This is a genomic window from Arcticibacter sp., from assembly GCF_045629565.1.
In the GTDB taxonomy this organism is placed as follows: domain Bacteria; phylum Bacteroidota; class Bacteroidia; order Sphingobacteriales; family Sphingobacteriaceae; genus Arcticibacter.
This window is the reverse complement of sequence record NZ_JAZQRL010000104.1, coordinates 147,770-159,624: the sequence shown is the minus strand read 5'-3', so window position 1 is coordinate 159,624 and position 11,855 is coordinate 147,770. Positions and strand designations below refer to the sequence as shown.

General features: G+C 46.4%; 8 protein-coding genes and 1 pseudogene. 7 read left to right on the top strand and 2 right to left on the bottom strand.

Translation table 11 applies throughout. The features are described from left to right. The 3 genes and pseudogenes from ACKI5J_RS14410 to ACKI5J_RS14400 form a co-directional block, all read left to right on the top strand. A pseudogene (locus ACKI5J_RS14410) lies at positions 1-454 on the top strand (hypothetical protein); the annotation flags it as partial. 108 nt (positions 455-562) lie between these two features. After that, on the top strand, positions 563-3,460 hold the full coding sequence (locus tag ACKI5J_RS14405) for a triple tyrosine motif-containing protein (protein WP_407430189.1): 2,898 nt from the start codon (positions 563-565) through the stop codon (positions 3,458-3,460). Between the two features lie 49 nt (positions 3,461-3,509). Beyond that, complete coding sequence (locus ACKI5J_RS14400) at positions 3,510-5,033, top strand: glycosyltransferase family 39 protein (protein WP_407430188.1); 1,524 nt, start codon at positions 3,510-3,512, stop codon at positions 5,031-5,033. Between the two features lie 155 nt (positions 5,034-5,188). Here ACKI5J_RS14400 and ACKI5J_RS14395 read toward each other — a convergent pair whose 3' ends face one another. Next, complete coding sequence (locus ACKI5J_RS14395; protein ID WP_407430187.1) at positions 5,189-5,446, bottom strand: hypothetical protein; 258 nt, start codon at positions 5,444-5,446, stop codon at positions 5,189-5,191. Positions 5,447-5,471: 25 nt separating this feature from the next. On the opposite strand from ACKI5J_RS14395, the gene ACKI5J_RS14390 reads away from it, so the two are divergent. From ACKI5J_RS14390 to ACKI5J_RS14375, 4 genes are all read left to right on the top strand, one after another. Beyond that, positions 5,472-7,433: a TonB-dependent receptor plug domain-containing protein gene (locus tag ACKI5J_RS14390; protein ID WP_407430186.1), complete on the top strand. Its 1,962-nt coding sequence runs from the start codon at positions 5,472-5,474 to the stop codon at positions 7,431-7,433. A 242-nt stretch (positions 7,434-7,675) separates the two neighbouring features. Then, positions 7,676-9,157 carry an acyl-CoA dehydrogenase family protein gene (locus ACKI5J_RS14385; RefSeq protein ID WP_407430185.1) on the top strand — a complete coding sequence of 494 codons (1,482 nt, stop codon included), beginning with the start codon at positions 7,676-7,678 and terminating at the stop codon, positions 9,155-9,157. 220 nt (positions 9,158-9,377) lie between these two features. Next, positions 9,378-10,427 (top strand): glycosyltransferase family 4 protein, encoded by a 1,050-nt coding sequence (locus ACKI5J_RS14380; RefSeq protein WP_407430184.1) that lies wholly within the window; start codon positions 9,378-9,380, stop codon positions 10,425-10,427. Beyond that, complete coding sequence (locus ACKI5J_RS14375) at positions 10,424-11,620, top strand: glycosyltransferase (RefSeq protein ID WP_407430183.1); 1,197 nt, start codon at positions 10,424-10,426, stop codon at positions 11,618-11,620. Before ACKI5J_RS14380 ends, ACKI5J_RS14375 begins: the two co-directional genes overlap by 4 nt. Here ACKI5J_RS14375 and ACKI5J_RS14370 read toward each other — a convergent pair. After that, the gene (locus ACKI5J_RS14370; protein ID WP_407430182.1) at positions 11,588-11,851 is read right to left on the bottom strand and encodes a SemiSWEET family sugar transporter; all 264 of its coding nucleotides are present in this window, start codon (positions 11,849-11,851) and stop codon (positions 11,588-11,590) included. The genes ACKI5J_RS14375 and ACKI5J_RS14370 overlap by 33 nt on opposite strands. Between the last annotated feature and the right edge of the window lie 4 nt (positions 11,852-11,855).

Sequence of the window (11,855 nt, the reverse complement as noted above, 5' to 3'; positions counted from 1 at the left end):
CAGGGATGTGGAGCTGCGCAAATACGGACAGCTGGAGGCGCAGGAGATCCGCTTTGTCGCCCGGGCTGAAGCAGACCAGCTCCTGATGCTGAGCGTATCGCTGCTGGCTTATGCTGAAACACGGATGGAGGAGGGTTATGTACTGCTGAACAGCAAGGCATTCAGTCCCTGCGGGATTATCGCTGCTTTCGCGGCTGAAGAAGCGGGAGCGTACCCTGCTGGGCCGGTGAACATGGAGCTTAACGAAGAACAGCAAACACGGGCAGCAGCCATCAGTATGATGTGTTACGAAGGCAACAGGCTGCTACGCGATCAGGAACAACGGAAAGAGAAACTCACCACGAAAATGGCGGCAAGAACAAAAACGCCGGCAAAAGCGACGAAGCAACGAACGGCAGACGGCAGGGATCGAGTAGATTTCCCGGTAGGGAAGCGGGTATCGTTTTCTTCGTAACACTAGATCATCTCCTTCTGCAAAGTACGGAGAGACAAGAAAAAGACTGCTTAAGTACTCACATGATTAATTAATTGACGGGTAGAAATACTATCATTAGATTTACTAATGATGAAGCATCTCTACCTAACCATTATAGTCAGCTTTTTCTTCTTGCGCGCCAGTGCCCAGAATCCGATCGGTTTGCCACAGATTGTTAATTATGACAATCTGAATTATAAAGGAGGTATCCAGAACTGGGCAGCAGACCAGGACCGGCAGGGCAGGGTGTACTTCGCCAATAACGAGGGGCTGTTATCTTTTGACGGGAAGCACTGGAGACTATACCCCTTGCCTAATAAAACGGTGGTTCATGCTGTGAAGGCGGCTACAAATTCGGGACGGATATATGTCGGCGCACAGGACGAGATCGGTTTCTTCGAACCGAATAGTCACGGTATTCTGAATTTCAGATCACTTAAACCTCTCATCCCCGCCGCGAGCAGGCAGTTTGCTGATGTTTGGAACATCTGTCAGGTAGGAGATATGCTTTTTTTTCGAACTACCGACAAGATCTTTTATTTAAAAGATGATGCTATCCGGGTTTTCCGTACAAGTTCCGAATGGTTGTTCCTCGGGCAGGGGCAGAGTGGAATATTTGCACAGGAGAAAAATAAGGGCCTCATGGTCTTCAGGGAAGGCACCTGGCAGATCGCATCGGATGATAAGATTTTTAAGGAAAGCGTAGTCACCGCTGTGCTCGACTATGACCCGGGTGTGCAGCTTGTAGCTACCCTTAAACATGGGCTGTACTTACTGTCGGGCGGCAAGATCACCAGAAAAGAAACGGCATTGGACGGTATTTTTGGTACCAGCTTTATTTACAGCGCTGTCGCGGTTAATAAAGATTGGATTGCCATCGGCACTACCTCGTCAGGCTGTTACATAATAGACCGGAAAGGACACATTGTGCAGCAATTTTCAGCCAATGAAGGTTTGCAAACCAATTATGTCCGGAATCTTTTGGTTGACAAAGGTAAGAACCTCTGGATCGCGCTGGATGACGGCCTGAGTATGGTTGCTTTTAACAGTGCCATAAAGCAGATTTTTCCGGATGCTAAGAAACAAATCAGCAGTTACTCGGCGAGGATATTTGATAAGCATCTGTATGTAGGTGCTTCGAACGGACTGTTTTATTTACCCCTGGATATGCAAATTAAAGACCTTAGCTATTCCAAGGGGAAGTTTGAGGAAGTAGGTAAGCTGAAGGGTCAGGTATGGGGGCTAGCGGAGATAAACCGGCAATTGCTCCTCGCTCACGAGGACGGAGCTTTTACCATCCGCGAGAGTTTACTTAGCCCAGTTAAGGGAACACAGGGAACCTGGCTTTTCGAAGCCTTATCTCCGGTAGAGCCCTCCCGTTATATCATGGCAGGAACTTATGAAGGGTTGCAACTGCTCAGTTATGAGGCTGGAAATTTTTCAGAGGCAAAGCCCGTAGGGCCGCTTGAGAAGACCTCGTTGCGATTTATAGCGTTTGACGGAAATAGCAATACTGTTTGGGCATCTCATCCGTATCGCGGGGTGTTCATGTTAAAACTATCGTCTGATTTTCGTCGAATAACGAATAAGAAGATACTGACGAAAGACGATGGCCTGCCTTCTACTCTGGGTAATTACCTGTTTCAGGTCAAGAACCGGATAGTCGTTGCCACACAGGACGGGATCTATGAGTATGATGGCAGCAAAAAGAAATTTAAACGTTCTGATTTTTTCTACCCATACCTGAAGAACACCCCCGTTCACTATTTGAAAGAAGACCAGGCTGGAAATGTCTGGTTTGTCAATGAAAAAAAGCTTGGCGTTATAGATTTTTCAAAGAAGTCTGATGAAACGGCTGTCGTTTACATTCCCGAACTTACTTCGCGGATTGTTTCAGGGTTTGAGCATGTGTACCCATATGATCAGCAGAATATATTTGTGGGCTCCAATAAAGGTATTTATCATATCAACTTTGACAAATACAGGGCGCAGCGCAATGAGCTGAATGTGCTGCTGGCACAGGTTAAAGTCTTTGGAGACAGAGACAGCATCGTATTCGGCGGATATGGCAATTACAAAGACAATAGCCCGATTAAGTTGCCCTATAACCATAATTCTATTCAGTTTGAGTTTGCGTCGACTCTCTTCGAGCAACAGAATAACATCGAATTTAGTTACCAGTTAAGTGGTTTCGACAGTCAGTGGTCTGCATGGAGCACGAAAGCAGAAAAAGAGTATACTAACCTTCCGTCGGGTACCTACGTTTTTAAAGTAAAGGCCAGAAATAATCTGGGAAATCAATCTGCTGCTCTTGAGTATCCGATAGCGATCAGTCCTGCCTGGTACGAGACCTGGTGGTTTTACCTGTGCTGCTTCCTGATAGTGGCCGGTTTGATCTTGTTAGTCGTCAGGAGGCAGAAGAAGCAACATCTGAAGGAACAGGAGCGATTGAAATATCTGCACCAGCTTGAACTTGAACACAACGAGCGTGAGATTATGAAACTGCACAATGAGAAACTTACTGCAGATGTGGATTATAAAAATAAGGAGCTTGCTTCCATCACGATGCACCTTGTTCAGCGTGGTAAGTTGCTTGCGCGGATCAGGGAAGAGCTTTTGCAGGAGACTAAAGACAGCAATAACGGAACGGAACTTAAACGTGTTATACGACTGTTGACTGAAGCGGAGAAGAACGATGCGGACTGGACACAGTTTGCGCGCCATTTCGATCAGATACATTCCAATTTTCTCAGCCGCTTAAAGGAACGTTTTCCGGATTTAAGTTCGAACGACTTAAAGCTTTGTGCTTATCTGAAAATGAATATGACATCCAAGGAAATTGCCCAGTTAATGAGTATCACGATCAAGGCGGTTGAAGTTAGCCGTTATCGGTTGAGGAAAAAGCTGCAGATCCCGTCGGATGTTGCATTGTTTGATTATCTGCTGAAGGCTATTGATTCAAGGGAAAAAATGCCCGGGATGTAATAATAGATCGCTATCAGGGAACATTTTCGCGCTGATTTGTTTAGGTAAGATGCAATACGGGCCGGTGGTAAATTCACAGAAACAGACAGTCGTCATCATCATCATCTTTCTGCTTTTGAAGCTTCTTATTCATCTTCCTTTTAACGGGAGGTACGGCTATCATGCGGATGAGCTGTTATACGTTGCTATGGCTGAACAGCTGGCCTGGGGCTACAAAGAAGGCCCTCCGTTCATTTCATTTATCACCTGGGTGTGGGTGCAGCTTGAAGGTGATTCGCTATGGGCGCTTCGCCTGTTTCCCACGCTTTGCGGTGCTGCGCTGGTTGGCCTTACGGGGCTGATGGTACGGCTACTGGGAGGAGGTTCTTTTGCTGTACTCATAGCCTGTATCGCCATTCTATTGGATCCCTCTTTTCTGGCTACTGGGTATATGATGCAACCCGTCGTTTTTGACCAGCTTGGTTGGGCACTCTGCAGTTTTTTCTTAATCCGGTTTGTTAAGAGGGGCAACACCAATGATTTGTTTTACCTGGGCGTTACTGCCGGACTTGGCATGATGAACAAGTTTTCTATAGCCCTTTATCTTTGCTGTTTGCTGGCGGCTTTATTTACAGGTGCGGGCAGGAAGCTGACCGCCAGGGAGATGTTGTATATCGTCATTCCGGGGATAGTGATCGTTTTCCCACACCTGATATGGCAGGTCGATAACGACTTTCCTTTTGTCACCCAGCTGGGGGAGCTCAATACCTATTACTGGTCAAAGACGGATTATTCCACCCTGATGCAGCAAATGCTTTTCTCTCATGGAGCATCGGGAGTAGTATGTGGTGTTGGTCTCGTTTTTTTATTGTTTTCAACGAGCCTGCGTCCCTATCGGTTTATCGGTATTTCCTTTTTATTGCTTCAGTTGGTTTTCTTGTGCCTCCAGGCGAAGACATATTATTCGTTCGGAGCTTTTCCTGTGCTTTATGCGGCAGGAGCTATCTGTACAGCAGAGCTGCTTAAGAAATGGAAGAGGCCATTGGTCAGTGCAGCATTTTTTGTGATGATTATCTTATCGGGAGTGCTTGCTATGCCTGCGGTTGTCCCCGTACTTCGGCTAAACCATACAATTGCCTGGCTCGATATCATGCGGAAGCACACGGGTATTACCGGGCCTCTGAAATGGGATGATGGTACCACTGGTCAGGTTCCCCAGTATTTTGCACAGATGCTGGGATGGGAGAAACTGGCTAAAGAAACGGTGCTTGTTTATCGGTCACTTCCTGAATCAAAAAGGGCTTCTACTGTAGTCTTGACAGATAATTATCAGCAGGCGGGAGCCATATCGTTCTTTGGAAAGGATCAGGTGCCGGCAACCGCATCGATAAGGCCCAGCTTCTTTTCTATTGAAGATGTGAATGAGGAGCCGGAATATACCATCATAGTCGCTTCCAGGCCAAGAAATGAAAGCAGTACGCCGGGGCTGCTCAGCTGTCAGCGGATCCATTACCCGAACGCGGAGGTTAATGGATCGGTAATCTATCTGATTCGGCACCGCAAAGCAGCTATTGCCTATCAGTCGCCTGATTGATTATGGATCCCCGCCACGGCCCTGACCGTTTCAGCTCTGAAATCTGCAGGTGCTTGTATCATGTTATGGGTTAGAAATCTCATAAATTTTGAAAATGATATATGCAAAGAGTTTAACTTTGAGATATGAAGATGCTCGCCATTATCATCGCTTTTTTACTTTTCGCTGGTAGCCTTGACTTCTGCCAGGAGAGCGGCGACTGTGATGGGGGTATAAAGACGGAAGTATGTAGTCCTCTTTGTCACTGTTCCGGCTGCATATTTTCCATCCTTATTCCTAAAGTAACGCAACAGTCCCCCATGGCTCTCGTCATGCTCCGGGAATTTGGGCATCCTCCCGTTTCTTCTGTCCCTACCGTGAGTTATTCCATCTGGCAGCCCCCCCGGCTTGCCGCAGTTTAAAGGGATAATCAATTTTTGTAAACGGTTAAAAATAATAATGAAACAATTTTTTATAAATGCATGCATATGGGCTTGCTGTGCCTCCGCATTTGCACAAACTGACATTCATCCGGATACCCTTTCGCAAAAGGGAGATCTTGACGAGGTCATTATATCAACAACGCGCAGCAGTCGCACCATTTCTAATACGCCAACGCGCCTGGAAGTTATTTCCGGTGAGGAGCTGGATGAGAAGGGTAACATGAAGCCGGGAGATATCCGGCTTATACTTAGTGAGAGCACAGGCATTCAGACGCAGCAAACGTCGGCAACCAGTGCCAATTCCTCTATCCGGATACAGGGACTGGATGGGAGGTACACACAAATATTGAAAGATGGGTTTCCGCTCTATTCTGGAGCAGCGAGTGGTCTGGGGTTATTGCAGATACCGCCTCTGGACCTTAAGCAGGTAGAAGTGGTGAAGGGCTCCGCCTCTACCCTATATGGGGGAGGTGCTATTGCGGGACTGGTCAATCTGATCAGCAAAACACCACGGAACGAACGGGAGTTTAATGTTCATCTGAACGGAACTACAGCCGGCGGCCTGGATGCCAGTGGCTTTTACAGTGAACGCTTCAGCAAATCAGGCATCACTGTCTTTGCTGCCAGAAATTCAAACCGGGCTTATGCGCCGGGAGCGACTGATTTTACGGCGATTCCGGAGTTTGAACGATTCACCCTGAATCCCCGGCTGTTTCTCTACTTTGATGAGGGGGCAACGCTCAGCTTTGGTCTGAACGGAAGTTTCGAGAACCGCCTCGGAGGGAATATCCGTTACCTGGATGATAGCTCGGACCCGGAAGACCGCTACTTTGAAAGGAATAAGACGGAGCGGGTTTCCAGTCAGCTTTCTTTCCGATACCCCTGGGGTGAACATGCAGCGTTTAACATAAAAAACAGTATAAGCTATTTTAACCGGGGCATTGACGTACCTGGCTATCGTTTCAAAGGAAAGCAATACGGGAGTTTTACTGAAGCGAACTACCTGCGTAGCGGGAGGCAAGTAGAGTGGATAGGAGGGCTGAACCTATGGACCGATCAGTTCAGGGAGGCCAGACAAGAAGGGCTACCCCTCCGGGACTATACGCAAACAACTGCGGGAGCCTTTCTCCAGGCAAACATTCATGCCGCGGAATGGATTGAGCTGGAAACCGGAATAAGAAGTGATTATGTTATAGATTATGGCCTTGCTTTATTGCCCCGCGTGTCTGCCTTATTTAAGCTTAACCGACAACTGACGTCCCGGTTAGGCATGGGTATGGGATATAAAGCACCGACAATCTTTACAGAAGAAAGCGAGCGGATACAGTACAGGAATGTGCTTCCCGTGTCTTCCCGTATGAACCGTCTGGAAAAAAGTTATGGAGCAAACTGGGATGTAAATTATAATACGACTGCTTTTGATGACGAGGTGACTTTCAGTATCAATCAGATGTTTTTCTACACGTATTTAAATCATCCGCTTACGCTTGGAACAGCAAGTGATGGACGTTATGTGTTTGAGAATATCAACGGGCATATAGACAGCAGGGGGATGGAGACCAATCTTAAGGTTACCTACGAGGATCTAAAGTTGTTTTTAGGATATAGCTTTACTGATGCCAGGATCCACTCGGGAGGATCGAAGAGACAAAACCCTCTGACTGCCAAACATCGCCTGAATAACGTGCTGATGTATGAGGTCGAAGAAAAATGGAAGTTAGGAGCAGAAGCTTATTATTATAGCAAGCAGAAACTAAGTGACGGCAGCACCGGAAGAGATTATTGGATATTGGGTTTCATGGCCGAAAGACTGTGGGAGAAATTTTCGCTTTACATCAATTTTGAAAATTTCACGGATACCCGGCAAACACGTTTTGACAGCATCTATACTGGTGCGGGCAACAATCCGGTATTTCGCGATATTTATGCGCCTCTTGATGGTTTTGTTGTGAACGGAGGGGTTAAATTCAGGTTGTAACAAGTTTTTAAAAAATAATTACAACAAGGGATTTTGTAATCTGTTGTTACTAAGTTGATTAAAATATAACTTGATTTCTGGTTCAATAATTCTTATGAGGAAAATTCTTAATTTCGTGCAGAATCAGGCTTTTGAGGTGTACTCATTTGATAAATAGATCCTGTGTAATTGAACAAAGTTTTTTTTCTTTGCTTAATTTATGTACAGTGGACAAAAGCCTGAACAGTATTTAAAACTTAACTATGATATTGACGAATATCCCCTTTCCCGAATTTATTAAAGACTTCGAGGAAACTCTTGATCACCTTTTTCATGAAAAGGAAGATATAAACCAACTGAGCCTGGAAAGAGGCCTTCCGCCTGAAATAATAAATGGTATTATGTCTAAGAGACCACTGTCTGTAGCTATTCCAGAACAGTACGGGGGGCGTGGTTCGAAGGTTAAAGAGTGTTTGGGATTGCTGGCTGCGGCTTCATATGAGTCGCTTCCGCTTTCGTTAACTTTCGGAATCAACATTGCGTTGTTTTTGGAGCCAATATCCAAGTACGCAAATGAGGAGGTTAAGCAGGGTATCTTTAATCGTTTTCTCGAAAATCAGAACATGGGCGGTCTGATGATCACTGAGCCCGGTTACGGTAGTGATGCCCTGAATATGAAAACGAGTTATGTACCCACGGAGAACGGGTATAAGATCAAGGGTACCAAACATTGGCAGGGACTGACAGGGCTTGCTGATTACTGGCTTATTGCTTCCCGCAAGGAAACGAACGGAGAGCTGGGCCGGGATATAGATTTTTTCATTTGCGAGGGAGAAAAAATCATAGTAGAGGAGATCTTTGACAATGCGGGCCTTTATATGATACCTTATGGCTTGAATAAGCTGGATCTGGAAGTCCCTTCCAATTACAAACTGCAACCAGAATCTACGGGTATTAAGATGATGCTTGATATTTTGCACAGAAGCAGGATGCAGTTCCCTGGTATGGGGATGGGCTTCATCAAGCGTATGCTGGACGAAGCCATCGGGCATTGCAAGAATAGGATGGTCGGCGCAGGAAACTTGCTTTCCATAGATCAGGTTCAGTTTCAGCTTGCACGCATCCAGTCTGCATTTACTATTTGCTCGGGGATGTGTTCCAGAAGTACTGATATCAGTAGCATAGACCACAATCTGGCTTCTGAAGGACTGGAAGCCAATAGCATGAAGGCAGTGGTTACTGACCTGATGCAGGAGTCTGCACAGTTGCTGGTACAAGTGTCGGGAGCCAACGGCTACCGCATAAGCCATATCGGCGGGCGCGGTATCATGGACAGCAGGCCATTTCAGATCTTTGAAGGTTCGAATGAAATGTTGTATACACAGATTGCTGAGATGATGACGCGTGCTATGAAGAAGGGCAAGCAGTCTAATGTATTTGAATATCTGAAAGCGTTGAAGTTGACTTCGCAAGCTTGCGAATATTTCAAGAAGGACCTGAACTTTGAACTGAGTACGACGCTGACGCAGCGCAAGATGGTAGATCTGGGCAAGATCTTTGCGCGCGTGATCTGTACAGAATATGTGCTGCAGTTGCAACAAAAAGGCTTTAGAAAGGATCTGGTGGATAATAGTATCCGAATGATCCAACAGGAAGTGGGCGGCCTTATTTGTGCTTATCACTTTGACAACACCGTTGGAGTAGTAGATGATTACTCAGAAAATAGCTCCTGGTTGAATTTATAAAAGCCCCGGTTTTTTAAATCATACTGATAGCGTATAAACGACAGAGCCCCCATTGGGGGCTTTTGTCGTTTATACGCTATCAGTACTTCTCAGATTTTCCCTAAGTGTGATACAAAGCCCGGGCTTGTTTTATTAACGTGCATCATCCCCGTACATTTATGTGAAAATGCGTCGGTATGTGAATAAGATACCTCGAAACGCAGGTCTAATAAGCTCGGCTATGTCTTTGAAAATTCTGCTTCTGTCTAATAACTTTTATCCTGACATAGGAGGGATTGAAATCAACTCGGAAATCCTGGCACATGAGTTTATCAAGGCGGGGCATCAGGTGAGGCTTGTTACCTGGACGGCAGACGAGCGGGAAAATAGGTTTCCGTTTGCTGTTGTTCGCCGGCCGGGCAAACTGGATTTGTTCAGGGAACATCACTGGGCGGATGTTGTGTTTGAAAATAACCCTTGTCTCCGGCTGACCTGGCCGGGTCTTTTCTTCGGTAAGCCTAACGTGATAGCACTAAATACCTGGGTGTCCAGAGTTGATGGTAGTGTTGGCTGGCAGGATAAACTGAAGACACTCTGGTTCAGGAGATCCAAAAGCATCATCGCAGTAAGCGAGGCGCTGAGAAGAAAGAACTGGGAAAAGGCAATCGTGATAACAAATCCTTACAGAGCAGAACTTTTCAAAATGAACAGTCAGGCGAAGAGACGCATTGACCTTGTCTTTCTGGGGAGGCTCGTGTCTGACAAAGGGGCCGACCTGGCTATTGAGGCGCTTCATGCACTGGACACCGAAGCGGAGAGAGGTATGGAGGAGCGATCTGGAGTTCGTCTTACTATCATCGGCGAGGGGCCGGAGGCACCCGCATTAAAAGCTTTGGCGGCAAAATACGGACTTGAGCATCAAGTGGATTTTAAAGGTTCCCTGCGGGGAAAGGAGCTTGTAGATTGTTTGAACGAACATAAAGTGATACTCGTGCCTTCGAGATGGGAAGAGCCGTTTGGGAACGTTGCCCTTGAGGGCATGGCTTGCGGATGCATTCCTGTGGTATCTGATGGTGGCGGACTACCTGATGCCGTCGGCAGTGCGGGTTTAACCTTTAAAAGAGGAGATACCGCTGATATGGTCAAACGCATTCGGGAGATCCTGCATTCGAAGGAGCTCGAAGAAAAACTGAGGCTTGAGGCCTTGCAACACCTGAAGCTTCATCATCCTAAGAAGGTTGCCGATCGTTATTTAAAGGTTATCAGAGAGGCTGTATCATCGAGAATATGAAAATCGTTTTTTTTACTCACCCTGACTTTCTGCGACACCAAAGTATGCCAAGGTATGCCAACTGGCTTGCCAGCGGAATGCAGAAAAGAGGGCATCAGGTAGATATGTGGTCTCCCAAAGGGTATTTTTCTGCTTTGCCGTTTCGTAACAAGTCGCTGAATAAGTGGCTGGGTTATCTCGATCAATATGTGATCTTTCCGATACAAGTGAAGACCAGATTAAGGAAGCTTCCACCTGATACACTTTTTGTTATTACAGATCATGCGCTTGGCCCATGGGTGCCACTTGTCAGGGACCGGCCCCATATTGTTCACTGCCATGACTTCCTGGCCCAAAGGAGTGCGACCGGAGAGATTCGCGAGAACGTTACAGGACGAACTGGGAGGATTTATCAGTCGTATATCCGAAAAGGATACAGCGCGGCCGATCACTTTATTTCTATTTCATATAAGACTCAGACTGATCTGCATAACATGCTGTCTAAGCCGCCCCTGCTATCTGAAGTTGTATATAATGGTTTGACCCGAAAGTTCAGACCGGCCGACGATGTCGTTCTGTTGAGAAGGGAATTGAGCAGGGAAACCTGCGTAGATCTTCGTGCGGGATTTATTCTGCATGTAGGGGGTAACCTTTGGTATAAAAATAAAGCAGGTGTTATTGGGGCTTACGAGAGGTGGAGGGACAAATCGGAACAGGTACTGCCATTGCTCTTGATCGGGGAAAATCCTGATGAGACCATCCGGACTCAAATAGACTCCTCTCTGTATAAAGCGGATATTCATGCGCTGGCCGGAATGCCGGATGATTTTGCTGATAAGGCCTATAGCGCCGCCTCGTTATTTTTGTTTCCGTCATTAGCAGAGGGTTTTGGCTGGCCGATTATAGAAGCTATGGCGTCAGGTTGTCCGGTTATTACTACTGACGAGGCACCGATGAACGAAGTAGGCGGACAACCGGCTGTATATGTTAGCAGGAAGCAGATGGGCAATGAGCCGGAATGGCTGGACGAATGCGCGTCAGCAATTGACAGAACGCTAAACATGAGTGACGAACAGCGGGCAAATCTGGTTTCAGGCGGACTGGAAAACGTAAGCCGATTCGATTCAGAATCGGCTCTCGACAAAGTGGAAAACGTCTATATGCGCATTGGGTCAGGCCGGCTATTTAGAAGAGAACCTGAACTTCATAACTAACATGGTAATTGTCACTAACGATGAAAAAACGTTGGTGACAATTATGGGTAAATCGTCCTTAAGGATACCATAATAGGTCCAGATGCTTGTGCCGGTTAACAGAATAAAGAACATGAGCGGCGACACATCTTCGGCCTTCTTTTCTTTCATCGTCTTTACCAGCTGAGGAATAACCGAGGTGCTGGTACAAATGCCGGCGACAATGCCGATGAGCGTTTCATTTATATTCATGTTA

Excerpts from the sequence above, each read along its gene's own strand:
- ACKI5J_RS14405 (WP_407430189.1), top strand. The coding sequence starts at position 563 with ATGATGAAGCATCTCTACCTAACCATTATAGTCAGCTTTTTCTTCTTG.
- ACKI5J_RS14400 (WP_407430188.1), top strand. The coding sequence starts at position 3,510 with ATGCAATACGGGCCGGTGGTAAATTCACAGAAACAGACAGTCGTCATC.
- ACKI5J_RS14390 (WP_407430186.1), top strand. The coding sequence starts at position 5,472 with ATGAAACAATTTTTTATAAATGCATGCATATGGGCTTGCTGTGCCTCC.
- ACKI5J_RS14385 (WP_407430185.1), top strand. The coding sequence starts at position 7,676 with ATGATATTGACGAATATCCCCTTTCCCGAATTTATTAAAGACTTCGAG.
- ACKI5J_RS14380 (WP_407430184.1), top strand. The coding sequence starts at position 9,378 with ATGTCTTTGAAAATTCTGCTTCTGTCTAATAACTTTTATCCTGACATA.
- ACKI5J_RS14375 (WP_407430183.1), top strand. The coding sequence starts at position 10,424 with ATGAAAATCGTTTTTTTTACTCACCCTGACTTTCTGCGACACCAAAGT.
- ACKI5J_RS14370 (WP_407430182.1), bottom strand. The coding sequence starts at position 11,851 with ATGAATATAAATGAAACGCTCATCGGCATTGTCGCCGGCATTTGTACC.